At 39.3% G+C, this 25673-nt stretch carries 25 protein-coding genes; 17 read left to right on the top strand and 8 right to left on the bottom strand.

Features of this window, described 5'->3' with window-relative positions; translation table 11 throughout:
* Window positions 1–161: 161 nt before the first annotated feature.
* The 10 genes from T7867_RS05260 to T7867_RS05305 all read left to right on the top strand — a co-directional run bounded on the left by T7867_RS05260 (window position 162) and on the right by T7867_RS05305 (window position 10535).
* On the top strand, window positions 162–1049 hold the full coding sequence (locus tag T7867_RS05260) for a hypothetical protein (RefSeq protein ID WP_068216493.1): 888 nt from the start codon (window positions 162–164) through the stop codon (window positions 1047–1049).
* Between the two features lie 159 nt (window positions 1050–1208).
* Complete coding sequence (locus T7867_RS05265) at window positions 1209–2117, top strand: ABC transporter ATP-binding protein (RefSeq protein ID WP_288340108.1); 909 nt, start codon at window positions 1209–1211, stop codon at window positions 2115–2117.
* Window positions 2114–3436 (top strand): ABC transporter permease, encoded by a 1323-nt coding sequence (locus T7867_RS05270; RefSeq protein WP_068216497.1) that lies wholly within the window; start codon window positions 2114–2116, stop codon window positions 3434–3436. Before T7867_RS05265 ends, T7867_RS05270 begins: the two co-directional genes overlap by 4 nt.
* 142 nt (window positions 3437–3578) lie before the next feature.
* Window positions 3579–4820 carry a pyridoxal phosphate-dependent decarboxylase family protein gene (locus T7867_RS05275; protein WP_322299919.1) on the top strand — a complete coding sequence of 414 codons (1242 nt, stop codon included), beginning with the start codon at window positions 3579–3581 and terminating at the stop codon, window positions 4818–4820.
* A 116-nt stretch (window positions 4821–4936) separates the two neighbouring features.
* Window positions 4937–6160, top strand: a complete 1224-nt coding sequence (locus tag T7867_RS05280; RefSeq protein WP_322299920.1) for a sensor histidine kinase — start codon at window positions 4937–4939, stop codon at window positions 6158–6160.
* Between the two features lie 117 nt (window positions 6161–6277).
* A complete protein-coding gene (gene atpD / locus T7867_RS05285) occupies window positions 6278–7786 on the top strand; it encodes a F0F1 ATP synthase subunit beta (protein WP_068216508.1) in 1509 nt (502 codons plus the stop codon).
* Between the two features lie 6 nt (window positions 7787–7792).
* Window positions 7793–8041: an ATP synthase F1 subunit epsilon gene (atpC, locus tag T7867_RS05290; RefSeq protein WP_068216510.1), complete on the top strand. Its 249-nt coding sequence runs from the start codon at window positions 7793–7795 to the stop codon at window positions 8039–8041.
* A gap of 101 nt (window positions 8042–8142) precedes the next feature.
* Window positions 8143–8736 carry a 2OG-Fe(II) oxygenase gene (locus T7867_RS05295; protein WP_322299921.1) on the top strand — a complete coding sequence of 198 codons (594 nt, stop codon included), beginning with the start codon at window positions 8143–8145 and terminating at the stop codon, window positions 8734–8736.
* A 291-nt stretch (window positions 8737–9027) separates the two neighbouring features.
* A complete protein-coding gene (locus tag T7867_RS05300) occupies window positions 9028–9258 on the top strand; it encodes a hypothetical protein (RefSeq protein WP_322299922.1) in 231 nt (76 codons plus the stop codon).
* Window positions 9258–10535, top strand: a complete 1278-nt coding sequence (locus T7867_RS05305; protein WP_322299923.1) for a hypothetical protein — start codon at window positions 9258–9260, stop codon at window positions 10533–10535. Before T7867_RS05300 ends, T7867_RS05305 begins: the two co-directional genes overlap by 1 nt.
* Window positions 10536–10680: 145 nt before the next feature.
* On the opposite strand, the gene T7867_RS05310 is transcribed toward T7867_RS05305, so the two are convergent.
* From T7867_RS05310 to T7867_RS05320, 3 genes are read right to left on the bottom strand one after another with little or no spacing between them, the layout of a single operon-like run.
* On the bottom strand, window positions 10681–11376 hold the full coding sequence (locus tag T7867_RS05310) for an SIMPL domain-containing protein (protein ID WP_322299924.1): 696 nt from the start codon (window positions 11374–11376) through the stop codon (window positions 10681–10683).
* A 48-nt stretch (window positions 11377–11424) separates the two neighbouring features.
* On the bottom strand, window positions 11425–11802 hold the full coding sequence (locus T7867_RS05315) for a hypothetical protein (protein ID WP_322299925.1): 378 nt from the start codon (window positions 11800–11802) through the stop codon (window positions 11425–11427).
* Window positions 11803–11849: 47 nt separating this feature from the next.
* Complete coding sequence (locus tag T7867_RS05320; RefSeq protein WP_322299926.1) at window positions 11850–12959, bottom strand: hypothetical protein; 1110 nt, start codon at window positions 12957–12959, stop codon at window positions 11850–11852.
* Between the two features lie 412 nt (window positions 12960–13371).
* Between T7867_RS05320 and T7867_RS05325 the strand changes: the two genes are divergently transcribed.
* The 4 genes from T7867_RS05325 (at window position 13372) to T7867_RS05340 (ending at window position 17949) form a co-directional block, all read left to right on the top strand.
* Window positions 13372–14937 carry a hypothetical protein gene (locus T7867_RS05325; protein ID WP_322299927.1) on the top strand — a complete coding sequence of 522 codons (1566 nt, stop codon included), beginning with the start codon at window positions 13372–13374 and terminating at the stop codon, window positions 14935–14937.
* Between the two features lie 161 nt (window positions 14938–15098).
* Window positions 15099–16127, top strand: a complete 1029-nt coding sequence (locus T7867_RS05330) for a sensor histidine kinase (protein WP_322299928.1) — start codon at window positions 15099–15101, stop codon at window positions 16125–16127.
* Entirely contained in the window at window positions 16124–17170 is a 1047-nt protein-coding gene (locus T7867_RS05335; protein WP_068216525.1) for a histidine kinase, read from the top strand. The genes T7867_RS05330 and T7867_RS05335 overlap by 4 nt, the downstream gene beginning before the upstream one ends.
* On the top strand, window positions 17167–17949 hold the full coding sequence (locus tag T7867_RS05340; RefSeq protein ID WP_288340123.1) for a LytR/AlgR family response regulator transcription factor: 783 nt from the start codon (window positions 17167–17169) through the stop codon (window positions 17947–17949). Before T7867_RS05335 ends, T7867_RS05340 begins: the two co-directional genes overlap by 4 nt.
* A gap of 91 nt (window positions 17950–18040) precedes the next feature.
* On the opposite strand, the gene T7867_RS05345 is transcribed toward T7867_RS05340, so the two are convergent.
* Together T7867_RS05345 and T7867_RS05350 are read right to left on the bottom strand one after the other, a co-directional pair.
* Window positions 18041–18538, bottom strand: a complete 498-nt coding sequence (locus tag T7867_RS05345; RefSeq protein WP_322299929.1) for an acyl-CoA thioesterase — start codon at window positions 18536–18538, stop codon at window positions 18041–18043.
* Window positions 18539–18584: 46 nt separating this feature from the next.
* A complete protein-coding gene (locus T7867_RS05350) occupies window positions 18585–19133 on the bottom strand; it encodes a TetR/AcrR family transcriptional regulator (protein WP_322299930.1) in 549 nt (182 codons plus the stop codon).
* A 219-nt stretch (window positions 19134–19352) separates the two neighbouring features.
* On the opposite strand from T7867_RS05350, the gene T7867_RS05355 reads away from it, so the two are divergent.
* Both T7867_RS05355 and T7867_RS05360 read left to right on the top strand, forming a co-directional pair.
* Window positions 19353–20807 (top strand): sodium:solute symporter, encoded by a 1455-nt coding sequence (locus tag T7867_RS05355; RefSeq protein ID WP_322299931.1) that lies wholly within the window; start codon window positions 19353–19355, stop codon window positions 20805–20807.
* Window positions 20808–20887: 80 nt separating this feature from the next.
* Window positions 20888–21889, top strand: coding sequence for a hypothetical protein (locus T7867_RS05360; RefSeq protein ID WP_322299932.1), 1002 nt, complete (start codon window positions 20888–20890; stop codon window positions 21887–21889).
* Here the strand turns inward: T7867_RS05360 and T7867_RS05365 are convergent.
* Genes T7867_RS05365 through T7867_RS05375 form a run of 3 tightly spaced genes read right to left on the bottom strand, consistent with a single transcriptional unit; the run spans window position 21879 to window position 23912 of the window.
* Window positions 21879–22616, bottom strand: a complete 738-nt coding sequence (locus tag T7867_RS05365; RefSeq protein ID WP_068216538.1) for a TerC family protein — start codon at window positions 22614–22616, stop codon at window positions 21879–21881. The two genes, T7867_RS05360 and T7867_RS05365, sit on opposite strands and share 11 nt — an antisense overlap.
* A gap of 2 nt (window positions 22617–22618) precedes the next feature.
* On the bottom strand, window positions 22619–23533 hold the full coding sequence (locus T7867_RS05370; RefSeq protein WP_068216540.1) for a mechanosensitive ion channel family protein: 915 nt from the start codon (window positions 23531–23533) through the stop codon (window positions 22619–22621).
* A 40-nt stretch (window positions 23534–23573) separates the two neighbouring features.
* Window positions 23574–23912, bottom strand: coding sequence for an MGMT family protein (locus tag T7867_RS05375; protein WP_273277261.1), 339 nt, complete (start codon window positions 23910–23912; stop codon window positions 23574–23576).
* Between the two features lie 150 nt (window positions 23913–24062).
* On the opposite strand from T7867_RS05375, the gene T7867_RS05380 reads away from it, so the two are divergent.
* The gene (locus T7867_RS05380; RefSeq protein ID WP_068216543.1) at window positions 24063–25571 is read left to right on the top strand and encodes a sodium-dependent transporter; all 1509 of its coding nucleotides are present in this window, start codon (window positions 24063–24065) and stop codon (window positions 25569–25571) included.
* The last annotated feature ends 102 nt before the right edge of the window (window positions 25572–25673 follow it).

Here is a 25673-nt window from a genome sequence, read left to right on the forward strand (position 1 = left end):
GCAGGCTGCAAGTTTTGAATGCATTCTATTGAATTTAGAACAGAAAAAGGATGAGGCCACTACCCAGCACAAAAAACTCCTAACTATTTTCAGTTAATTCCCGTATTATTCGGTTTATAACAGATTGCAACCCAATCTTTAAACAAACCGTAAGCTAGAGCATGCAAAAATTACTTTTTCTGTTAGCCATCGTAGGAGCAGTTGGTATTGAAGGGCTGGCACAGACAAAGAAACACTTCACTGTAGAAGGTGATGAATCTTGTGAAAAGGTTTATTTCAAACTGAAAGCCTCTTCTGGCACCTGTGAAATTCGTACTCGTATGGGAGAGTTACCTATTAATATTATGGGTAACCATAATGAGGAATACATTACCTCAGACTTTGGCAAGCAAATGAGTGGAGAAACGCTTCATGCTTGGCTTAATCTGAAAGATAATGGTAAAGAGGGGCTCGGTTCAAAGCTTTCAAAAATCTTTGGGAAGAAAACTACAGATACCGAAAATTACTGGAACATCTATTTCACTGACTACAAGCCTTACCGATTAGACTTGAATTACGGTGTAGGAAAAGCCTATATAGACCTGTCAGATATAGCAGTAGAAAACTGTAAAATCACCTCGGGCAATGCGCACGTGAAGGTTGGTTATTTATCAAAAATGCAGAACAGAATGGAAATGGATACCATGACTGTTTCTGTAGATATGGGCGATGTAGAAATTGAAAGACTAGACCTAGCTAGGGCCAAGAACATTTTGGCAGAGGTAGGCTTTGGAAGTCTTACATTAGATTTTGATGAACAACCTTTAATGCCTAGTGATATTTGGGCAAGAGTTGGTGCTGGTAGCCTTACCATTAATCTTCCTTTAGAAGATATACCTGTAATAGTTAGAATGAAAGACACCTCTTACCGAAAGTTCAAAGTACCTGAAGGCTTTGAAAAAGTTAAAGAGAACGTATTTGTGAGCTCTAGCTACTCTCCTAATGCACCTAATGTGCTTACGTTCAATATAGACCTTTCTATGGGTAGCGTAGTTTTCACCAACAAGTAATTTAATCTCAGGCCTTTCATATTCCATAGGGCGGTCAATTGTTCCGCTTAATAGATATGTACTCAGTCATTTATTGATTTTGTTCAAATTAGTTTGGGCTTTTTAGGGTTGAGTCTCCAAAAGCCTTTAACTTCAAAGACAACTTAAACTCAAACTGTTTTGAACATTCTAGAGGCGAATAATGTCACCAAGCGGTATGCTGAACATACTGCATTGAATGACGTAAGCATCAGCATCCCAAAGCAGTCCATCTTTGGGCTCTTAGGACCTAACGGGGCAGGGAAAACCACTCTAATCCGTATTGTTAACCAGATTATTATGGCCGATGAGGGCGAAGTACTCATCAATGGCGAAAAGCTAGACCCAAAGCACATTGGTGTAATTGGATACCTTCCGGAAGAGCGAGGTCTTTACAAAAAAATGAAAGTGGGCGAACAGCTCATGTACCTAGCTCAGCTCAAAGGCCTTTCCAATTCCGAAGCCAGAAAACGCATTAAGTTCTGGTTAGAAAAATTAGGGTTAAGCGATTGGGCCGGAAAAAAGGTGGAAGACCTTTCTAAAGGTATGGCCCAAAAAATTCAGTTCATTGCTACTGTGCTTCATGAGCCAGAGTTGCTTATTCTAGATGAGCCATTTTCAGGATTCGACCCAGTGAATGCCAATCTGATAAAAGATGAAATATTCGAGCTGCGCGAAAAAGGTGCAACCGTTATTTTCTCTACGCATAGAATGGAATCTGTAGAGCAATTGTGCGATCATATTGCACTCATTAACAAGTCGCAGAAAATTCTTGATGGCAAAAAGAATGACATCCGTAATTCTTACAAGCTCAATCAGTATGAAGTAATCTTCAAAGGATCTTTAGCAGAGAGCCCAAGCATCAAAATTCTGAATAACTCTATCTCTGAGTTAGGTCTAAACAAGGCCACCATTGAGGCCAAAAACGGAGAGTCTCCAAATATTCTGCTTCAAGAGCTTATCGGTAAAATCGAGGTGCACTCGTTTATCGAAATCATTCCATCAATCAACGATATTTTCATCAGCTTAGTGAAAGGAGGCCAATCATGAATAAAATATTTTTAGTCCTAAAGCGAGAGTACTTAACCAGGGTAAAAAAGAAGTCATTCTTATTGGCTACACTCTTAACTCCACTAGTAATTCCAACCATAATTTTCGCTATAGCCTATTTTGCTACTAGAGATAAAGACTCTGGTCACGATGAAATAAGAGTATTAGATCAGAGTGGCTATTTCGAGAATGTATTTGATGTAAGTGGGTACGACTTTACTTTCGTTACAGGTTCATTAGATGACCAGAAAGCTAAGTTTGACGATGAAGGCGCCTTCGGTTTATTATACATACCCGAGCTAGATTTGTCAGATATTTCTGTATCTCGCTTCGAAGGGTTTGAGTTCTATTCTACTACTAATCCAAGTTTTAGAACCCTTGAATCTATAGAGAGGGCTATGGAAAGACGCATTGAAGACCTCAAGCTTCAGCGCTCTGGTTTAGATGCCGATGTAGTAGCCAACCTTCAAGCTAGAGTAGGTTTAGATACTTTTAATATCACCGAAACAGGAGAAGCAAAAGAAAGTAATAGTGGACTAAGCTATGCTATTGGCTACGGAATGGGCTTCCTGATATACATGTTCATTTTTGTGTATGGTGGCCAAATAATGCAGTCTGTACTCGATGAAAAAACCAGCCGAATTGTGGAGGTAATTGTCTCTTCGGTTCGTCCTTTCCAACTAATGATGGGTAAGGTGCTGGGTGTTGGTGCAGTGGGTTTCACTCAACTATTGATATGGATTGTGCTAATTGGGGGCCTTTCTACACTTGGATTGGGGATCCTATCTGGTGGAAATGATGTAATGATGGAAGCTGCATCTCAACAAATGCCTCAGGAGGCTATGAGTCAGCAACAGGAAATGGCAGCCAATATTCAGGGTATGATTGCTTCAGTTCCAGTGGTGAAAATTCTTCTTTGCTTCCTATTCTTCTTCTTAGGTGCGTACTTCCTTTACGGAGCATTGTATGCAGCAGTAGGTTCTGCGGTAGATAGTTTGCAAGATGCTCAGCAGTTTATGTTCCCTATTATCATTCCTATCATTGTGTCAATTATGGCTATGTTCTTTGTATTGGAAGACCCGAACGGTGGCTTGGCAGTAACGCTGTCAATGATTCCGCTTACTTCGCCAATTATTATGATGGCTAGAATTCCATTTGGAGTACCAGATTGGCAATTAGCACTTTCAATGGTGTTATTGATTGCAGGTTTTGTGGGTACCATCTATATAGCTGGTAGAATTTACAGAATCGGAATATTGATGTACGGAGTTAAAGTGAACTGGAAAGTGATGAAAAAGTGGTTCACCATGAAGGTGTAACCTCAAGCTATAAAATTATTAAAAGGCCGAAGTTCTAGAATGGAGCTTCGGCCTTTTCTTTTCACGACATGTTCATAACTGAAGTGAGGGCTAAATCTAAACTCAGCCTTATATATTTGCATTCTAATTGAATGTAGAGAATATGCACTGGGAGAGTTATTCGCACCAAAAGATTAAAGAGGTTGTCAGTAATGCGCTGAAGCAGAATTTAGATTATAGGGAAAAACCTGTTCTGGGGCTGCCTGCATCTTATCTAGATCCCGAAGTTTTTTATGACGATGCTCCTTTCTTAAAAGATGCTCCCTTTCTTTCTACACTCATTGCCAATCCTAACCACATTGGCTGCCATACGCTGAATGAGTCGGAAGCAGCTTTTACCGGTACTCACCAAATTGAAAGAGAACTAATTGACCTTTGCGCGAAAGAAATCTTTGAAGGTGGAGAAGAAGATTTTGATGGTTATGTGGCTTCTGGAGGCACTGAAGCTAATATTCAAGCCATTTGGATTCTTAAGCGCTATTATGAAATAGAGTTCGAGGCTAATGCAAATGAGGTAGCTGTACTTTATTCTGAAGATGCTCATTATTCTATGCCCAAAGCTTGCAGACTGCTAGGCCTCAAAAGTTACGTAACCAAAGTAGATGAGGAAACCAGAAGAGTAACTCAAGAGAGTTTAACTGAGTGTATCAAAACGGCTAGAGAAAGTGGGGTAAAGCATTTCATCGTTATCATGAGCATGTCTACCACCATGTTTGGCTCGGTAGATGATATTGACGAAATCACGGGTTGGTTAGATGATCTGGCAGTTGACTACAAGGTTCATATAGATGGTGCTTATGGTGGTTTCATCTATCCCTTTTTAACTGAAAGCAAATCTTACACTTTCGAAAACCCAAAGATTAACTCTTTCACCCTAGATGGACATAAAATGCTACAATCTCCTTACGGAACTGGCATTTACCTTACCCGCAAAGGGTTTATGGAATACGCCCTAACAGAAGAAGCCAATTACGTTAAAGGGAAAGATTACACTTTAGTGGGGAGTAGATCGGGAGCGAATGCTGTTGCCGTTTGGATGATTATGAGAACTTATGGTTCTGCCGGCTGGAAGGCTAAGATTGAGAAGCTTCAAAAGAAAACCGATAGACTGTGTAGCAATCTGGACGAACGAGGAGTTGAATACTTCCGAAATCCAGACGTGAATATCGTGACTATTAAATCTAAATACATCACTCCTAAATTGGCCGAAAAGTACCTTCTAGTTCCAGATGCTCATGGCGATAATGCCAAATGGTTTAAGATTGTGGTGATGGACCATGTTCAGCAAGGATTGCTAGATAGATTTTTACTCGACTTAGACGCTGAGTTGCAGACCCGTAAGTGAAAAGCCTCAAGACTTACTATTCGACCAAATATGGTTGCCACTAGTGAAGTGATGAATTATCATTAAATTTCATTTCTACCGAACAGAAAAAGTGAGGTATTGAGCGTTAACACCATATGCAAAACCCTTTCAAAGGCGGCTTTAAGATAGACTTCTATACCAATCAATCTAAGATTAAATGGTTCATCTTAGTGGTTGCCTTGATCATTGGTTCTGGCTCAATTATTTATACCGATCAGTTAGTAGACAGACTCAAGGAAGGAGAAGAAGAGAAAATCGAGCTTTGGGCAAAGGCTATTGAGTTTTCGGGCTCAGTCTTAGCAGACGAATCTTCACTTACTTTTATTACCAACAATATTATTACTCCCTCCAATACCCTACCAGTCATTTTGGTAGACTCTGCATCGCAAGAGATACTATTGTCTAGGAATGTGGTAGACTCTTTGTCAAGTACTTCTCAAAGAGAAATTCAGTTAGAAAAAACGTTGGAGAAGATGAAAAGGGAGAATAGACCATTCACCATAATGGTACGCAACGCCAACGATGGTTCTATTAGTGACATTCAGTACGTTTACTATCGCAATTCATACATACTTAGGCAGCTAAGGGCCTATCCATACATTCAACTTTCGGTAATTGCCATATTCGCATTTATCGCCTATTTGGCCTTCTCCTATTCACGTACAGCGGAGCAAAACCGTGTTTGGGTTGGTATGGCCAAAGAAACTGCACATCAGCTAGGCACTCCCCTATCATCACTCATGGCATGGATGGAATACATTCGGGCCATGCCAGAAATGAAGGAAAAGGAGGAAGTTATTATTGAGCTCGATAAAGATATAGAGCGTTTAGAGCGCATCACCTCTAGATTTTCCAATATAGGTTCTGTTCCAGTACTAAAAAATGAACCTGTTTATGAGGTGGTGAACAACTGCCTCAACTATTTAAGACCAAGGCTATCATCAAAGGTAATCATGAACGTGGAGACCGATATGCACGACCTAAAAGCCAAAATTAATAAGCCTCTTTTCGAATGGGTAATAGAGAATATTGTTAAAAATGGAGTGGATGCTATGAGTGGCATTGGCAATATTAATGTTACAATTGGTTTAGAATCGTCTAACGAAGTATTTGTAGATATATCTGATGACGGTAAAGGAATTCCGAAAGGAAAAGTGAAGAACGTATTTAAACCAGGTTTTACCACTAAGAAACGCGGCTGGGGTCTAGGTTTAGCACTTGCCAAACGAATTATTGAAAACTATCATCAAGGTAAAATATTTGTAAAGTCCTCACACGCAGACGTTGGCACAACATTCCGAATTATATTAAGGCCTTAAATGTCAGGCAAATATTGCTTTCTATTTTCTTGATAACCCTTTGGTTTAATACATTATCCATTTACCTTTGCACGCAGAAAAAATAACCCCGTTTTTCCTTTCTATAAAGAATAACAGATGGCGAATATTGGAAAGATCACGCAGGTAATTGGCCCGGTTGTAGACGTTAGTTTTGACGCTCAAGGAGCCAAGTTGCCGAACATCTTAGATGCACTTGAAGTAACAAAAGAAAATGGCCAAGTGGTTGTGCTGGAGTGTCAGCAGCACCTTGGAGAAGACAGAGTGAGAACCATTGCAATGGACTCTTCTGAAGGTCTAACTAGAGGAATGGACGTAGTAGACACTGGTACTGCTATTGCTATGCCTATTGGTGACGACATTAAAGGTAGACTTTTCAACGTAGTAGGTCAGGCCATCGATGGTATCGATCAGCCTAAAGGAGATAAAAAACTCCCTATTCACAGACCTGCTCCTAAGTTCGAAGATCTTTCTACATCAACTGAAGTTCTTTTCACTGGTATTAAGGTAATCGACCTTATCGAGCCTTATGCAAAGGGTGGTAAAATTGGATTGTTCGGTGGTGCCGGTGTAGGTAAAACTGTATTGATTCAGGAGTTGATCAACAACATTGCAAAAGCTTATTCAGGTCTTTCTGTATTTGCTGGTGTTGGTGAAAGAACTAGAGAAGGAAACGACTTGCTTCGTGAGATGATTGAGTCTGGCATTGTAACTTACGGTGACGACTTTATGCACTCTATGGAAGAAGGCGGATGGGATCTTTCTAAAGTAGACAAAAACAAATTAGCCGAGTCTAAAGCAACCTTTGTGTTCGGTCAGATGAACGAACCTCCAGGTGCGAGAGCAAGAGTGGCCCTTTCTGGTCTTACTATTGCTGAGTACTTCCGTGATGGTGAAGGCGATGGACAAGGAAAAGATATTCTATTCTTTATTGATAACATTTTCCGTTTCACTCAGGCAGGTTCTGAGGTATCGGCCCTTCTTGGTCGTATGCCATCTGCGGTAGGTTATCAGCCTACTCTAGCAACTGAAATGGGTGCTATGCAAGAAAGAATTACTTCAACTAAGAATGGTTCAATTACCTCCGTACAGGCTGTTTACGTTCCTGCGGATGACTTGACTGACCCTGCTCCTGCAACTACTTTCGCTCACTTGGATGCTACTACCGTACTTTCAAGAAAGATTGCTGAGCTTGGTATCTACCCTGCGGTAGATCCTCTAGATTCTACTTCAAGAATCTTGACTCCAGACATTCTTGGTAACGAGCACTATGACTGTGCACAGAGAGTTAAAGAGACGCTACAGAGATATAAAGAACTTCAAGATATCATTGCAATTCTTGGTATGGACGAATTGTCTGACGAGGATAAGCTAACTGTATCTAGAGCAAGACGTGTTCAAAGATTCCTTTCTCAACCATTCCACGTTGCTGAGCAATTTACTGGTTTGAAAGGGGTGCTTGTAGACATTAAAGATACTATCAAAGGTTTCAACGAAATTCTTGATGGTAAGCACGATGATCTTCCTGAAGCTGCTTTCAACTTGGTAGGTACTATCGAGGAAGCAAGAGCTAAAGGTGAGAAGTTGATGGCTGATGCCGCTAAATAATTAAGTATGCTATTAGAAGTTGTAACACCTGACAAAAAGGTTTTTGAAGGAGAAGCTTCTGCAGTAACCTTCCCTGGTAGTGATGGCGAGTTTCAAGTGCTCAGCAATCACGCCCCTATGATCTCTTCCCTTGGCAAAGGTAAGATGACTATCAAAGCTTCTGGAAAAGAAGAGGTGGTAGTCATAGATGGAGGAGTTATGGAGGTACTGAACAACAAAGTAGTAGTACTTGCTGAGTCTGTTATAGAAGACTAAGACTTCAAACAAAACATAAATTGAAACCCTGATCAGTAATGGTCAGGGTTTTTTGTTGGCTAAAAATTTCTGGCTTTCTTTATTGAATTGATAAACGCCAGATGAATCCAATCGTATTCCCATTCCAACAAGCCACCAGACCTCATTTTGCCGAATTTGTATTCTATGAAGGGTTCTTTAATCCTCAGGAAGTTGATAAAATTAGGAACCTCTGGAGTTCTAAGAATGAAGTAGATGCTACCCTAAGCGGAGGAGGAAAGACAACGGATGAGACATTGCGTAAAACGAAACTCACTTTTATCAAAGATTCAGAAGAGAATATCTGGCTCTATCAAAAAATTGGGCAATTAGGTATTCAGTGTAACCATGAAAGATATGGGTACGACCTCTTAGGCTTTCATCATGAACTACAATTGGCTAGATATGGCGAAGGTGATTTTTTTGACTGGCATCTGGATTTTGGTGCCGGTGAAATTTCACACCGAAAGCTCAGTATCTCCGTCCAACTTTCTGACCCAGAAGAATATGAAGGTGGAGATCTTCAATTCATGATCAACAAAAACTACCATAATGCTCCAAGAACTAAGGGCACTGTGGTTGTCTTCCCTTCATTTATTATGCACCGGGTAACTCCAATTACAAAGGGAGTCCGGCAGTCCATTGTGGCATGGCTGGCCGGACCTCCATATAGGTAAATTTAGCTTTGCCAGAAATCTATTTTAATCATTCAACCTTAATGAACTCAACACTTACGCTTTCATAAAGTCCACGATAAGCTTGAGCATGACCCTTTTTACGTCATGAAGAAAAATCTCTAACTAGTTTTTTCTAATACCTATCGTTAAGAACTCTGAGTTCATTATTGATAATCATCCGAACAATCTATTAAGATTATCAATAATATTGTATTTTAAAAAAAATTGTGATTTTTGTAAAAAAAATTTAATTTACTTAAAGTTTATATAATTAATTAAAACTTAAAGTATATGAAAAAGAATGCAAAAAATGTATTGGTAGTTTTAGGGCTTGTTGCTCTATTTACCGTAGGATTAACACTAGATGCTAAGTCCCAAAGTTCTCCTCCTTGTGAACCTGAAGTGGTTGTAATTACTGGAACTATAATGAATGAAAACCCGAATAATCCTATGAATTACGAATGCATGGGTGCATTTACAGATTGTACTGACGCATGGGTAGTAGATTGTAAGCAACAATAGTGAAGAAGTTTATTTTAACTGGGGTAGGGATTGTTATTTTTCTACCCTTTGTTTCTTGTTATAATAGACTGGAGGAAGAAGTTGCAAATGAGGAGTCTTTTGTTTCTCTAGAGACAGAGTTCTTGCTGCCTGTTACTAAGGACAGTGTCTTAATTGATATACATGGTAATTCATATCATGATTATATTCCGAAACTTGATCGTGAACAATATTTAGAGAATAAACTGTTCTTGATGGGATGGTCAGGTTTAAATGTAAGCGAAATTGATACAACGGGACAATTTATCAAGAATATTACCCGAAGAGGGAACGGCCCAGGTGAAATTCCAGTAGGGAACTATGCATCGGTATGGCAGAGTACCGATGGGGGAATATACGTTTTAACTAGTGGGAATGCGTTTATGCTTTATGTTTTCGACAAAAACGCGAATTACCGTTATACCTTGAGACTTTTTGAATATCTATCTAATGTTTTTCGCCCCCCACTCACTTCATTTCATTTTACGGAAAAGGATGAAGATGGGAAGTTTTACTTAACCCTTGCTGCTGGTAGTACATTACATAGTGAATTTACCAAATCTTATTATAAGAATGCCGATGTCTTAGCTCGCTTTGAAATCAATGAATATCAACAGAAAATTGTTTCTGCAGAAACAATTATGTCTTATGAAGACTTTCCTGAAATGGTGGAAGTTTTGAAGGAGGACAAGGTTTTTTGGTTCAACCTATATCCTTTATTTCATAGAATTGGCAATAAAACCTATTTGACCTTTCCATTTTCAGACTGCATTTATGTTCTGAATGAGAATTTCAAGATTGAGGAAAAGATAAAGTCCAAGGTGCTTTCAGAGGTTAAAAAAGTTAGAATTGGCTCCGATTTTCTTCCTAAAACTCCTTCGGAATATTACGACAGAGTATATTATCGAAATAAGAATGCTTTTGGTAATTTGTATGTTACAAATCTTCAAGTCTTGGATGACTTAGTCATTGTGCAGTTTTCGAAGCCTTCAGATGAGAAGGATTTTTTGCATAAGTTTCCCACAAGAGAGCAGGCCTATGAGGATCAGAGAAATTACGAAGGCTTTGTTCATAAGCGAGATCAATACTGGTTGATTTATAACATGAAAAACAAGAAAGAAGATTTAATTAAGCTACCTCCTGAGTATAGTACAGGTATTTTTTTGGATAAAGGAAGGATGTTGGTAGAAAAGAAGTTTGATGATCTTGAGGGATTTTACTTGATGAAGTACACACTTCCAGAAGCAATAGGCCAGTGAATTTCGTTTCTCTGATCTCCTCAATATTCTAAAATCTGACTATCCTTCTAAACTATTTATTTTATCATTACTCTTATAACTCCAATTACAAAGGTAGTCCGGCAGTCCATTGTGGCATGGCTGGCCGGTCCCCCTTATAGGTAGATTAATCTATCGCAAACTTCACTTGAATAGAGGCGTCTACTCTAATTTTATCGAAATCGAATTCTGGTTGTGCCTGTGCATCTAGGCTAGAGGCACCTCTAACTTTCATTTCCATCACCTGTGGTCTGTAAACTCTTGGGTTGTCAAACTCCTGAATATGGAGCGCCTTACCTACTTGTTGGTCTAATGCTCCAACCAATAGATTTGCTTTCTCTTTGGCATTAAGAATGGCCATTCTCTTTACTTCCATCTTAAGCTCTTCCTCTTTAGAATACTCTACTCTGTCTAAGCCAACATTCGAAATTCCGATATCACTCAGGCCAGAGATAACTTTACCCGCTAAGCCGGCTTTATTCACTTTGACAGTGTATTCTTTGGAAGCGAAAATATCTGTTCGTTTTAAAAAGTAGAATTTGAAATTACTGGTTAAATCATTGAGCATTACATCTTGTTTAGTGTCAATGCCAAGGCTCTTTAATTTCGCCAACATATCTCTTTCCAGCTTCTCTAAAGATTCCTTGCCCTTATTGTCCTTTTCGTTGATCTGAACGGTTAGGTAAATCTCATCTGGCACCACTTCTTTATAGGCAATCCCTGTTACCTCAATGTAATTCTGATCGATAAAATTTTTAGAATCCTGCCCTTTTACCAGAGCTACAACAAAAAATAATGCGAGTATTAATATCTGCTTTTTCATAAGTGTCAATGTTTCCAATGGCACTTGCAATTACTTTGCCATGATCTACTATTTGGAGTTGACCAGGACAGTATCTGACATCACTATGAGAGTAAAATTCCTATCTAGGGAGGCTCCTAAAGTAAAATAACCAAAGTTTACCTTCTCTAAATCAGTGTTATTCCCTCTTCGAAAGCTAACTAGGTAACTTCCGTCAGTTTCAACTTCCTCAAGGTTAAATTTATCCTGAATCTTATCACCAGATTCAATAGAAATTTGAGCTCTGATTGTATCTAGCCGACTAGGCCAATAGTAGACATCTCGAATAATATCATCTGAATTATTTATGATAGTAATGGATGGTTCATCTTTGGGAAAACATGACTGCAATATCATAATCAGAGACATCATCATTATCAAAGACTTGTGTGTTATATGCAACTTCATAATAACCTTTCTAATTTAAAATCAGCACGAATGATATTGATATACTGTCAGAACTCCAAGACACTCTCAGAATGCAAGGTTTTCCAGCTACCATTCTCTTTCCTGACTACTATATAGCCAATACTTCCTATTCTTCTCTTTTCATTTCCAAATTGAAAATCGATGGACGACATGAACATTCCATTTCCTATAGACATTGGAGAGGAATAGATAATCGAAACAGTTTTTCTTGAGGAATTATCATGGTTCTCGATCAACTCAAAGTTCCAAGTAATATTATCAAGAACATGTTGCTGAGTACTATCTAAAGAGACTTGCTTTTGAAGGGTATTGCTGATTGAGCTAGCAAACATATTTAAATCTCTTTGGTCAAATGTGTGTCTTTCAAAACGTAGGCTATATTCCTTCCCTAATCCCTCAATGATATCGCTAAATGCTACTTCATAAAAACCATAATAGAAATTCATATCTGAGTCGAGGTCGCTAATATCAATATTCACACTACCATAAAGCCAATGATCTTGAGCAATCATCGCCCCAGATTCCAAAGTCTTATAATTCTCCCATGTGAATTCCATTCCTCCTAATGGTAAAATGGAAACCCACATTTTGACTGATGTTGGCCGATGATTTTCATCCAATATCCATAAATAGGAATCTCCAGGAGTGGAGCCACCTGAAGTGTAGGTGACTTTCAGCCCTTGACGCCCATCTTTAAGCTGAACAATGCTCCTTTCCGTTCCTGGGTCGAAGACCTTAAATGGTGCATAAAGCCAAAAGCTGTCATTATTAAAATAGTCCCAAGAGGTATTGATAAGCTCTTCAATTTCTTGAGAAGAATAGTTTTCTCCGTTCTGAATAATACCCGATTTGTCTTCTGGCTTTAGAATTACTTCATGATTGTCCCATTTTACATTCACAACGTTTTCCATCTTATCCCACCTATATGAATGGATTCCTTTGAATGTCCAGCTAACTTCTGGTGTAACTTGCCAAGCTTCATATTTCAAAGACTCCATCATTTTCTCCGCCATTGCATCAGCTTCTGGCCCCGAAGTGCCTTCTGGGAGCTGTTCATTTTGGGTGATAAAGAAGATAAAGAGGAAGAAGATGAGCCCGAGAAAAACTATGCTTACAATGCGAAGTGTTCTTTTCATAACTAACTAAGTTAACGAGAGAAAAATAAAAGAAAGCCAATACTCTTTCATTTCCATGCTGAATTAAGTGCACATGAGTAAAACAGTAAGATCCATAGTACCACTAACTCTATCTCTTTCTCAGTAATAGAATTTCATATCATATTGTTCACAAAGGCAGTACAGTATCTATGTTACGATTAATTATAAAAGTCTTTACCACCATTCAACGGTTCACTCCAGAAACCTAACGGTTCATGTCGATCAGGTTTTTTGTTGTATTCAATCTTATCATCATTGTAATGTCAATACCGCTGAAGCAACGTGGTATTTGCCAAAGGTCAAAAACTATTAAGTTCTATCTGAGCCTAGGTTCAAGAAATAGTGGGATTGGTCTCCCACTTAAAGGAGCTTAAAACAAAATGTTATTAAGATGAAAACTCAAAAAATGAAGAACAGAAGCCTGGTAATGGGAGTGGCAATAGCAATACTTGCCCTACTTTCATTTTCACACGATGTACAATCGCAAGTATCAAAAACATCAACCTCAATTTCCGTAAACCGTGGAGTTCACACGGTTTCTCATAAGAGCGGAAATCAACGCCTTAACCTTGAGTATGAAGGAGAAATAGTTTTCACCGATGACGACAAAGCCATCAAATCTATTTCAAGAGGCGGTTACCTGCTCATTAGAAAAACCACTTTTGGTGATAGAAGAGAGGTATTGGCTGAGCCCAATTCTGATGGATCAATCAATTATGAATACCGAGTAGGTAGAAGCCGCCAAGATTGGGGCAAAGAGGGTCAAGAATTCCTAGCCAATGTGCTCATTGAGGTGATTCGCACCACAGGAATGGGTGCAGAAAGCCGAGTGGAAAGGTTCTATAAAAAAGGAGGTGTCAGTGCCGTAATGGAGGAGGTCAACCTCATCAGAAACGACCATGTTTCTAAAATTTACCTCGATGCCTTAATGGAAAACCATGACCTTAAAAGCAAGGAATTGGTAAATGTGGCCGCCTACATTACAAAGGAGATCGATTCTGACTATTACATTTCAGAGCTATTTAAAGATCATGGAGATAAGTTTTTAAAGAACGCTGAGTCTACCTCTGCTTTTTTAGATGCAGTAGCCAGAATGGATTCAGATCATTACGTTTCTATCATTCTAAAAAGAATGCTTAGAGAAGATTTAGACTCAGATGCCATGGCTAAAGTGCTCAAAGCTGCTTCTGGTATGGACTCAGACCATTATAAAACGGAAGTACTCAAGCAACTTCTCGATAGAAGAGATTTAGACGACAAAACAGTAGATCTAATTGTTAAATCTGCTTCAGATATAGACTCAGATCATTATGCTACTATCATTTTGAAGGATGCTTTAGATAGGCCAAACCTTTCTGATGAAGCATTCAACAACCTAATGAATGCTATTTCTAGAATAGATTCTGACCATTATGTTACGGAGACTTTCCGTTCAATGCTCAGACAAAGGGAAGTGTCTGATAAGGTAGTTGCTGCTGTAATGGACAGAATAGAATATATGGACTCTGACCATTACAGACGAGTTATTTTGAACGACCTTTTTCAAAACAAGCAGGTTTCGGAAAAGCACTTTGAGTCGTTGTTAAGAACTGTGGCCGACATGGATTCAGATCATTATGCTAGCGAAATTCTATCTTCTTTACTGAAAGACCAGCAACTGTCTCAAGAGTTATACACTAAAGTGCTTGATAGAGTGGCAAACATCGATTCTGACCATTACAAGGTGAAGATTTTAAAAGATGTGATTAAAGGTGACTTAACCAAGAATCATATGATGAGCCTATTAAAAGCTGCTGATAATATTGACTCTGACTACTACAAGTCTGAGGTGCTAAGAGGCGCCTGCGACTCAGTAAGAAAATTGAACGATGATCAGGTGAAAGACGAGTTTCGTTCGGTAGCCAGAACCATCCGCTCAGATACATACTATGGTCGTGTAGCACGTTGCATCGACTAGTGTTTTCTATCCTTGGGTGAGCCTCTAAAGAGCTTTAACTCGTCATACTGAACCTGATTCAGCATCTAATTCAGAATAGACTCTGAAATAAATTCGGAGTGACGATGGCAAGATTTGAAGCTCACCCTCATTTTTTCCTATCTTCAGTCAAATACATTTTAATGCCCAAACTGTTTCGTCTGCTTTTCTTTGTAGTGATAGGAGTGTTGTTTCTGTTCTATCTTTTCTACGCAGATAATAACGCGCTCCCGCATTTGGTGGAAGATGCGAATTTGTATGGTTTTACAGTTTTGGCTGCTTCAGGAATTGGCTTCGGCATAATAACCATTAATGGCTGGCTCAATAAGCAAATACCTTGGAGAAGTAATGTATTGGGCCGTTTCGTAGCTGGACTTTCACTAGACTTTGTTTTCTTAGGAGTCACTTTGTTGCTCTTTGGCTGGTTGGCCAATGTCTTAGGCCTCATCGATTACGACATGTTTCCAGAAGATATGTTCATTCGCCAAATTGAGCTTAAGCTCATAGTACTTTCGCTTATTACAATGTTCATTGTTACTTTAGTAGAATTCAACAGGTTCAGTTACAATGAATTTACGGTTGGGCAAATCAGAAAACTAAAGTCTCAAAGAAAGCAACTAGAGCTACAATTTGAAGCACTAAAAAGCCAGCTGAGTCCACACTATTTGTTCAACTCAATGAACACCATTTCATCTCTTGTGTATCGCGACCCGAACATTGCTGAAAACTTCATTCGCAACTTGGCCGAAACATTCAATTATGTTCTAAACACCAGAGAGGTGCAATTGGTAAAACTAGAAGAGGAAATTGAAGCACTAAAAGATTACGGGTACTTGCTCACCATTAGATATGCAGATGCTATATCGCTCAATATAGAGGTAGATGCCACATTCAATAAGAAACCTGTTCCTCCATTAACTCTTCAACTGTTGGTTGAAAATGCAGTAAAGCACAATGTGATCAGTTCTGATGAACCATTGAAGATTCATATTCGAGCTACTGAGGAAGAAGTGATTGTACTGAACAATAAAACGGGTACGCCAAGCCAAACCGCTAGCCATAAAGTAGGGCTCGATAACATTAAAAATCGATATGCTTTTTTTACTCCAAAGGAGATTTCGATAGAGAATAACGACTATTTCGAGGTACGTTTACCCATGTTGTCTGCATGAAAAAGAACCTGATACATCAGCCCATATTCCGATTGGTGGTACCACCAATCTACGGCATAATGATGTACATGCTCATCTTGTTGCTCAACAATAGTTTGGCCCAATTAGACGATACCGTTTTCACCACAGAATTACTCGTTTGTGTTATTCTGGCTTATCTAATTTCGGAACCTCTTAGGTTGATCATTCGGGGTTTTGAACGAAAATCTGATGATGGCCTACGAAGCTCCAGCACTATCGCAGCTCTACTAGTGACCAATTTGCTGGTTGGTTCACTCATTATATTGCTAGCCGCATACAGTTACTTCACGTACTATGAGGGATACATATACGAGGCCATTCTCACCAAAATGGTCATAGTGTATGGAATTAGCGGACTGCTATTTACTATGTTCTTTCTCAGCACTCACTTTCTGTCTGTAAAGAATGAATCTGAACTGAAGAAAGAAGATCTCAAGCGTCAAAACCTAGAGCATCAGCTGGAGATATTTAACAATGAAATCAACCCTGATTTGCTCTTTCAAAGCCTTGAGACATTAATCACCTTAGTGCATTATAATCAGGATAAGGCGGAAGACTTTGTGGATAGGCTTGCTGTGGTTTACCGATATATTCTGGAAAACCGCAAACGTGAGCTGGTTACTGTTAAGGACGAGATAAAAGCAGCGAAAAACCTGATGTATCTTTTTCAAGAAAGGTATCCAGACCAGTTGTACTTTAATGTAAAGAACGAATCGAAAAACTCAGAAAAGCTATTAGTGCCGAATGCGTTGCCCACCATGCTAGACTGCGTAATTAACAATAGTATAATTAGCGTGCATCAACCCTTAACAATTACTTTAGACGAGGATGGAGATGAAGGCTATTTGGTGATTCAATATTCGGATAATCAGAGGCTAAGCCAGAATAAATACATAAAGAATCGATGTAAAAACGTGCACAATGCCTTTGCATTTTTCTCCGACCGACCAGTGATTGAAATTAAAGCTTACGGCAGTGGCTTTGTGAAGCTTCCTTTGCTCGATATAAACGACAGAATATGAAGGTCTACATAATAGAAGATGAAATTCCGGCAGCGGAAAAAGTAGAAAGACTTCTCAAGCGCTATGATGAAAACATAGAAGTAATTGGCCGTGCTATGAGCGTGAAGCAAGCGGTTGACTGGGTGAAGAATGACGGTGAAGCCGACCTACTCTTCATGGACATTCAGCTTACCGATGGTTTGAGTTTCGACATCTTCAAAGAAGTGAACCTGGAAATTCCTGTGGTTTTCACTACTGCCTACAATGAATACGCTATTGAGGCTTTTAAGGCCAATGGTATTGACTATCTGCTGAAGCCGATTTCTTTTGAAGCCATTTCCGAAAGTATTGAGAAATTCAAGTCGCTTAAAAATAGATTACAGGACCAGGGACAGGCCGAAGTAAACTCAATTATAGACCTGCAAAGTGCCTTACAGATGCTTAGCAAGCGAGACTATAAAACTCGCTTTATGGTGAAGATTGGGGAGCACATTAAGTCGGTGACTACCGATACCATAGACCTGTTTTATGCTGAAGGCAGAAACGCCTACATAGTCACCAATGAGGGTCGAAGACTGATCATCGACTACAAACTGGAGACTTTGGAAGAGATGCTCGACCCGAAAAAATTCTTCCGCGTTAACCGAACTTTTATTGTGGAAATAGACTCTATCAAAGACGTTTTGGTTTACTCCAATAGTCGACTAAAAATTATCCTTAAACAGAATTTCGACAGAGAAATCATTGTAAGCCGAGAAAAGGTAAATGCCTTTAAGGTTTGGTTTGATGGTGAGGCATGATTTAGAAGCCTAACTGTCATTTTTTAAAAATAAAGACCACCCGTGTGATGGTCATTTTGCCAAACTCCATCTCAGTTTGAGAATGAGCTTATTATACTTTTTGAACTTGCCTTACTTCTTCTACCAACTTTTTGACTCTAAGTTCTAAAGTTTGCTCCTCAATAGGCACATGTACTTTCTCTAACAACTCGCGTAAATCAGCAGAGTGTGCTGTACTTTTCAAAGCCTTTAAGTCGTAATGCACAAACTTAGACCAAAGCACTGCCTTAATATGCTCTTCATTTGAGTCTAGCATTACAATCTCTGCTTTTACTGATCTATCAGAAAAGTCAATCAACCTACTTTGCACTTTAACCTTTTCCATTACCACAGCTGGTTTCAGATAAACTATTTCACTGTGACCGACAACCCAAGACTTACCATGCTGTTTTGCCATGTTGAAGATATTCAAACCATACTCTTCTATAAGATGATCTTCCCTAGCGTTGATCATATAGTCCAAGTATTTTGAGTTATTCAAATGACCAAATGGATCACAATCTTGAAAGCGAATTATCTTCTCAGTAATGGGTTGCTTGTTATATGTCATTAGATTAAATTTTACCGACCAGTCGGTCTATTATAAGTCAAATTTTTTATGAATTCAGAATCGTTTCTATAAAGCGCTTTTGTAACAACAGATATTTAACATCCTTATGAGCCTTACTTAAAACATAGGCTCCTTCAAACATAGAATAAAGTTCTTCCGCCTTAATCTGTGCATTCTTTACCCCCCTTCTTTCCAGATACCCTTCCAAGTTATTTTGCCAACCAATAAACACCTTTGCACAGGCCTCTCGAATCTCTTCATCTATAGTACCTGCCGCCATAGCCACCGCAGCAATAGGGCATCCATCTTCGAAATTAGACTGTAAAAGCTCGTCCACCATTACATCTATCATATCAGATAAACCTTGTTCGGCTGTCTTTCCTCTTAAGGCTTCTCCGTATTTTTGCATCTGATTTTCTCCTCCATAATAAACGGCCTCACGGATGAGCTCATCTTTACCCTTAGGAAAATGATGATACAAGCTACCTTTAGGAACGCCTACTTGTTTGAGTACCTCATTAATCCCCGTGCCGAAGTAACCTTTCTTTCGGATTAAGTCAGAAGTGACATTAATTAAGCGCTCACGGGTATTCATAATGTAAACATACACAATTAGACCAAAAGGTCTAGGTATTCACGTCATTCCTTTAATAAATTAGCGGGCAGTTCTTCTTTGATACTCTACAAACTAGTTTTAATTCTAGTGGTACAAAACCCTTTCGCCCTAATGGGCTAAGCAATCAAGCGATCAGCAGCCTACCTGGAATTCTAATCAACTATTTTCTGATCCCTGATATACTGATATATTTACCTCATGAGTCCAACGCTTGTCATTGCCCTAATTGGCGGATACTTCCTTATGCTGATCGTTATTGCACGATTGACTTCCAGAGGTGCCAACACACAGACTTTCTTTACTGCTAACCGACAAAGCCCTTGGTATTTAGTGGCTTTCGGAATGATTGGAGCCTCGCTTTCAGGAGTCACATTCATCTCTGTTCCGGGCGAAGTGGGTAATAGCTTCTTCTCATACTTTCAGGTAGTGATTGGTTACCTGCTGGGTTATTTAGTGATTGCCACCGTCCTAATGCCTCTTTATTACCGACTCAATTTAGTTTCTATTTATGGCTATCTGGAACAGCGTTTCGGCTTTTGGTCTTACAAGACAGGTTCTGGGTTCTTCTTACTGTCAAGAGTAGTTGGAGCAAGTTTCAGGCTCTTCTTAGTAGCAATAGTACTTCAAACGGCTTTGTTCGATGCCTTTGGCATACCGTTTTGGGTAAGTGTAATGGTCACTATTCTGCTCATTTGGGTTTACACCTTTAAGGGTGGCATCAAAACCATAGTTTGGACGGATACTTTACAAACACTCTTTATGCTGACTGCAGTGACAGTGACCATATTCATCATTATACGCGAAATGGATTGGTCACTTGGAGAAGCTATCAGCAATATTCAAGAGAGTGAAATGTCGAAGATTTTCTATTGGGACTGGGGTAGTGCGAGGTTTTTTCCAAAGCAGTTTATCTCTGGTGCTTTAATTGCCATTGTAATGACTGGGTTGGACCAAGATATGATGCAGAAAAACTTGACCTGTAGAAACCTGAAAGAGGCTCAGAAGAATATTTTCGGATTCAGTGTTGTGCTCATTTTTGCAAATCTACTATTCCTTGGGATGGGTGCCCTCTTATTTATCTATGCTGAAAGTAAGGGCATTGAAATTCCTGCCAGAACGGATACACTTTATCCTCTTTTAGCACTCAACCATCTGGGTACTTTTGCGGGAGTGGTCTTCTTATTGGGAATTATTGCCGCAGCTTATTCTAGCGCAGACTCCGCACTGACAGCCTTGACAACGGCTTTTTGTGTAGACTTTTTAAACTTCGAAAAGAAGGAAGAAGCCGAAAAGAAAAAGACTCGACTCAAAGTTCATATTGGCTTTTCTGTGCTGTTGTTTCTAGTTATTCTAGTCTTCAATGCTATTAATGATGATAGCGTGATCAACTCCATCTTTAAAGCTGCTGGCTATACTTACGGACCGATCTTGGGGCTTTTCAGTTTTGGCTTGTTAACGAAAAGATCGGTAATGGATAAGTATGTGCTTCCTGTTTGCTTGGCCGCACCAATACTTTCTTACTTCATAGATTTAGCCAGTGGAAGCTGGTTTGGGTTCTTTATTCTGGCACTGAACGGAGCACTGACTTTTCTAGGGTTGTTCTTGATTTCAAAAAGGAGTAACATTTTGAATAGCATGGGTATAAGTGGTTAGAAAACCACTGAACTAGAGGATCTTCCACTTACTCACTGGCCAACTAAGGCAAAACGGAAATGCTCTAAATTAACAGCTGTATGAAAACTGCAGCAATTCGCATACCCAGCTTTATTCTGATAGCTTCGGGGATAATTTTCCTAAGCATTTGGTTAATGAACTCTCCTCAGTTCGTTAGCAATCGCTCATTAATTGCCTTTGGTAGTTCAGTAGATCTAGCTCTGATTATTCCACTGATCTACTTTCTATTCATCAGAAAGACTTCTATTCCGAAAATCACTGTGGTGCCAGTCTTTATTCTCAGCCTAACTTTGGCATTCCAAATAATCCCCTCCAATTACCATAATACCTTAAGCATTATTGAGATGATGGTTGCACCATTAGAGCTGGCAATCATAGGATTTCTGATCTACAAGGTGAGTCAGATCAACAGACAGTTGGGAAGGTCAAAAACAACACTTAGAGATTTTCCAGAGCGAATAAAAGAGGTTCTTATAGATCTAAAAACAAAACCATTATTAGCCAATGTAGCTGCCTCAGAATCATCTCTCTTTTACTACACCATCATGGGGTGGAAGCAGCCGACAGCCCTGGATGAGCTTCAATTTAGCTATTATCAAAAGTCTGGTTACAAATCTGTGTTTGTTCTGGTGTTATTTCTCCTTCCGGTGGAGACCTTCGTATTGCACTATTGGCTGATGACCATTAGCCCCGTGCTAGCCTGGGTTCTTACAGGGCTCAGCCTTTATAGTTTATTCTTCGTTTTTGGTGACAGAAACGCAATGCGACACCGACCAATAGAGCTGGAAGCAGACCACATAAAAATGAACATAGGCATTAGATGGGCGTTTGAACTTCCTTATGAATCCATCAAGAGAATTGAATTAAGAGAAGGAGATGAGCATAGCGAAAAATTTGTTAACCTGAGTTCTTTTGGGGCTGGTAACGTTGTCATCAGTCTTAAGGAAAAAACAAAGGTTCAGGGAATTTATGGCATTAAAAAAAGCACCGATAAATTGGTGCTTTCTATAGATAATAGTGATAAATTCTTTGAGTTAGTTTCTGAACGAATTACTCCGTAATCTTCTTCCTAAGCTTGATTTTAGAGGCGTTCTTTCTTCTCCTCATATTCAAGATTTCTACCGTTAACGAGAAAAATACTGCAAAGTAGATGTAGCCTTTTTCAATGTGCTTGCCTAGACCTTCGAGTACAAGCATAAAACCAATCAAGATTAGGAAAGACATTGCCAACATCTGAAGTGTAGGGTGCTTATTGATGAACGCACTGATTTTTCCGGCAAAAGTCATCATCACAATCATGGCAATGGTTACCGCCACAATCATAATCAAAATGTGCTCAGTAAGACCAACTGCTGTCAAAATAGAGTCGAAAGAGAAGACAACATCGAGTGCTACAATTTGAAGAATAACCTTGCCCATGGTAGCCACCACTTTTGTTTTAGACTCATGCTCTTGCACCTCTAGCGACTCGTGGATTTCGGTGGTGCTCTTTCCAATAAGAAATAGCCCACCTATCATAAGAATTAAATCTTTGATGCTCACATCATGATCGAACATTGTAAACAATGGTTCTGTGAATCCGATAATCCAGCTGATTCCTAAAAGCAGCCCCACACGCATAATAAGCGCCAAAGCCAAACCTAAATTTCTAGCTTTTGATTGCTGCTTTTCTGGTAGCCTATTAGAAATTATGGAGATAAAAATGATGTTATCTACCCCCAAAACAATTTCTAAAAATGTAAGGGTTAAGAGGGCAATAATGCCTTCTGATGACAATAAAACTTCCATATTTAGTTAGTCTTCTTTTCTACTTTAAATTCATTGGAGTAACCCAATATCGATTTATTTATAAACCTTCTAACAGGCCTTTCAAGGTTCTTTTGTTTGCGGTCTACTGTAATTCTTAACTTCAATGCCACAGCATCTTTCTTAATCATATCAACCTTCAGGCTGAAATTTTCGAGGTTAATATCTTTGAATTCGCTTTTTAAAGAATCGATCAAGTAATCTTCAAAATGATCTATATCCCCGAGCGTTTCGGGTAGCATTTCAAAATCGAAGCTAAGCTTTTTAAAGTCCTTTTTAGAACTATTCACTACAGAAGAAGCAGCCATTAAAGAGTTCGGCACATACACTATCTCGTCTTCATCGTTCAGCAGAACTACGTTCATCAGGTTTATGTCCATAATTCTACCTTCGAACTCATCTACCTTAATATAGTCTTTGAGCGAAAACTGATTAGAGAACATCCAGATTATACCATTAATACTGTTAACGATATACTCTCTGAAGGTAATGGCAATGGCCGCAGCTACAATACTTATAGAGGTTAGAAAATCTGTTGGGTCTACATCGAAGTAATAGAGTATGGCCAAAAAAGTAACAAAAACTGAAAGAATAGAGGCAATTCTATTTATACCCAAAATGTAGTTATCCTTAAAGTCAGACTCGAGCTGCCTTCTTTTCAGGTATAAATACACCAAAGAAATACGAACAGAAGAAACTATAAGTACCCCAATGAGATAGTAGAGAATGGTAGGCACAATATTACCTTCTTCCCTCAGGTTCTTGAAGGCATCAGGATACTTGTAGCGTAAAAATAGGCCAGCAATCAACAGTATTAGCTTGATAAAAAAGTAGACAACTCTCCTTTTCTCACGCTTAGTTTGATCTAACGGCCGATTGACTTTTGGTTTGTTCACCATAATGAAATTACAGAAACGAAATTAGTTGAAAAAGAACAAATCAAAGGGCAAGTTCATTGCTTGGATCCCAAAAAATTTTGCTGAAATCTTTAATCTTATCACCCTCAACTTCTACGCCTTCCGCCTCCAATTGTTCTTGCATGAGGCTGGGCGTTTCAAAATGATGTTTTCCGGTTAAAACACCTGCTCGATTAACCACTCTGTGTGCTGGAACATCTGGTATAGTATGAGCGGCATTCATAGCCCAACCAACCATTCGGGCACTTCCTTTTACTCCCAAATATTTGGCAATAGCCCCATAGCTAGTGGCCCTGCCTACCGGAATTAGCCTGACAACTTCATAAACATCATTAAAAAAATTGGTGTGATCTTTCGCCATACACAAGCAAACATAAAAGATATTTACTTAACACATAACTCTTTAGCAGCTTAGTAAAAGACAACTTGGCTTTCTGCTATAATAGGTTAGTTTCCCACGCTTATCGTAAATTGAGACAAACTAAAAACTATACAAACTAGTAACATCTGTATGGCAGAGAAAAAGGAAGAATTTAGTAATCGGTGGGGAATTATTCTTGCCGCATTAGGAATGGCGATTGGTGCTGGAAACCTCTGGAGATTCCCTAGAATTGCTGGAGAACACGGAGGAACATTCATTATTCTATGGATGTTTTTTCTGGTTATTTGGTCCATTCCATTACTTATGGCAGAACTGGCCATAGGTAAGTATTATAGAAAAGGCACAATAGGCTCTTTAGGTAGCCTTTCTGGTAAAAAATTTAACTGGATGGGTACTTTCGTTACCCTAGTAACGGTGGGTATTGCCTTTTACTATTCGGTAGTAACGGGCTGGTCTTTGAGGTACTTTCTATTGAACACTCAAAACCTTGTTGACTATATTTTTGGCTCTGGTGCCATGAACGACAAGTTTGCCGACCCTTCAGTAAACTTTATGGATAACTTCTGGGCAAACCTATCCAATTCTAGTTGGGAAGCCGTGGTTTGCTATATGATCACCATTACGGTAGCCATTTGGGTATTGGGTAAAGGGATCAAAAAAGGACTGGAAAAAACCAATAGAATTTTAATACCTACACTTTTTACTCTTTTACTTGTTGTGGCCGCTTTTGCCATTCAAATGCCAGGTGGGGTTGAAGGGCTAGAATATCTATTCACTATAGATGTTGAGAAGTTCAAAGATCCAATTATTTGGATTGAAGCCATTACGGACTCTGCATGGAGTACTGGTGCAGGTTGGGGTTTGATGATTACCATCGGTTCTTTCTCTAGACAGAAGGAAGATGTGACCTTAAACACTTTCTTGGGTGCGTTTGGTAACAACACTGCTGCACTTTTGGCTGCAATGGCCATACTACCAGCTGTTTTTGCCATGGCTGCTACACCTACTGAAGCCATAGACTTCTTGCATGGAGGTAATACAGCACTAGTATTCACTATTCTACCGCAGCTTTTCGCGCAAATGCCAGGGGGGCCTTTCCTTTCTTGGATATTCTTTGGCGCCTTTGCCATGGCAGCATTCAGCTCCATTTTACCAATGATGCAGCTGATTATAAAGAACCTTACTGACTACGAAATACCGAAAAAGAAAGCAGCCATTATTGCTGGAGCAGCCTGTTTTATCGTTGGCTTTCCTTCAGCTTGGTGGTTAGATTTCTTCGAGAATCAGGATTGGGTTTGGGGTGTAGGACTCTTGGTGAGTGGAATTTTCATCTCCTTCCTCATTATCCGTTATGGCCCAATGAAATTCAAAAAGGACTTTATCGACCAGAACTCTGACTTTAAAGTATCTAAGCTATACTTCGCAGGAATGATCTACTTCAACTTTGTGGCAGGTCTATTCTTAGTGTATTGGTGGATGAACCAAGGTTATAGTGAATACCCGTGGTTCGATGCTGAGGGTAATTGGAACCTCTTCGATAGGTTCAGTAACGCCACAATAGTTACACAGTGGGCAATTGCACTAGTTATTGCCGTATTATTTAATGGATGGTTCTACCGAAAATTCGTGAAGAAATGAGCAGTGAAGCAATAATCGGAATGATAATATGCCTTTCAATTACCTTGGGAGGCTTCTTAACCTTTCTTTGGATAGCATTAAATGCTGACAAGAAGAGTAAAA

The organism is Roseivirga spongicola, assembly GCF_034376045.1.
Classification (GTDB): domain Bacteria; phylum Bacteroidota; class Bacteroidia; order Cytophagales; family Cyclobacteriaceae; genus Roseivirga; species Roseivirga spongicola.

Coding starts and splice junctions, on each gene's coding strand:
- T7867_RS05370 (WP_068216540.1), bottom strand. CDS start 23,533: ATGGTGAACAAACCAAAAGTCAATCGGCCGTTAGATCAAACTAAGCGT.
- T7867_RS05310 (WP_322299924.1), bottom strand. CDS start 11,376: ATGAAAAAGCAGATATTAATACTCGCATTATTTTTTGTTGTAGCTCTG.
- T7867_RS05270 (WP_068216497.1), top strand. CDS start 2,114: ATGAATAAAATATTTTTAGTCCTAAAGCGAGAGTACTTAACCAGGGTA.
- T7867_RS05350 (WP_322299930.1), bottom strand. CDS start 19,133: ATGAATACCCGTGAGCGCTTAATTAATGTCACTTCTGACTTAATCCGA.
- T7867_RS05280 (WP_322299920.1), top strand. CDS start 4,937: ATGCAAAACCCTTTCAAAGGCGGCTTTAAGATAGACTTCTATACCAAT.
- T7867_RS05380 (WP_068216543.1), top strand. CDS start 24,063: ATGGCAGAGAAAAAGGAAGAATTTAGTAATCGGTGGGGAATTATTCTT.
- T7867_RS05355 (WP_322299931.1), top strand. CDS start 19,353: ATGAGTCCAACGCTTGTCATTGCCCTAATTGGCGGATACTTCCTTATG.
- T7867_RS05360 (WP_322299932.1), top strand. CDS start 20,888: ATGAAAACTGCAGCAATTCGCATACCCAGCTTTATTCTGATAGCTTCG.
- T7867_RS05340 (WP_288340123.1), top strand. CDS start 17,167: ATGAAGGTCTACATAATAGAAGATGAAATTCCGGCAGCGGAAAAAGTA.
- T7867_RS05300 (WP_322299922.1), top strand. CDS start 9,028: ATGAAAAAGAATGCAAAAAATGTATTGGTAGTTTTAGGGCTTGTTGCT.
- T7867_RS05375 (WP_273277261.1), bottom strand. CDS start 23,912: ATGGCGAAAGATCACACCAATTTTTTTAATGATGTTTATGAAGTTGTC.
- T7867_RS05335 (WP_068216525.1), top strand. CDS start 16,124: ATGAAAAAGAACCTGATACATCAGCCCATATTCCGATTGGTGGTACCA.
- T7867_RS05330 (WP_322299928.1), top strand. CDS start 15,099: ATGCCCAAACTGTTTCGTCTGCTTTTCTTTGTAGTGATAGGAGTGTTG.
- T7867_RS05295 (WP_322299921.1), top strand. CDS start 8,143: ATGAATCCAATCGTATTCCCATTCCAACAAGCCACCAGACCTCATTTT.
- T7867_RS05315 (WP_322299925.1), bottom strand. CDS start 11,802: ATGAAGTTGCATATAACACACAAGTCTTTGATAATGATGATGTCTCTG.
- T7867_RS05275 (WP_322299919.1), top strand. CDS start 3,579: ATGCACTGGGAGAGTTATTCGCACCAAAAGATTAAAGAGGTTGTCAGT.
- T7867_RS05365 (WP_068216538.1), bottom strand. CDS start 22,616: ATGGAAGTTTTATTGTCATCAGAAGGCATTATTGCCCTCTTAACCCTT.
- T7867_RS05260 (WP_068216493.1), top strand. CDS start 162: ATGCAAAAATTACTTTTTCTGTTAGCCATCGTAGGAGCAGTTGGTATT.
- atpD (WP_068216508.1), top strand. CDS start 6,278: ATGGCGAATATTGGAAAGATCACGCAGGTAATTGGCCCGGTTGTAGAC.
- T7867_RS05320 (WP_322299926.1), bottom strand. CDS start 12,959: ATGAAAAGAACACTTCGCATTGTAAGCATAGTTTTTCTCGGGCTCATC.
- T7867_RS05345 (WP_322299929.1), bottom strand. CDS start 18,538: ATGACATATAACAAGCAACCCATTACTGAGAAGATAATTCGCTTTCAA.
- atpC (WP_068216510.1), top strand. CDS start 7,793: ATGCTATTAGAAGTTGTAACACCTGACAAAAAGGTTTTTGAAGGAGAA.
- T7867_RS05325 (WP_322299927.1), top strand. CDS start 13,372: ATGAAAACTCAAAAAATGAAGAACAGAAGCCTGGTAATGGGAGTGGCA.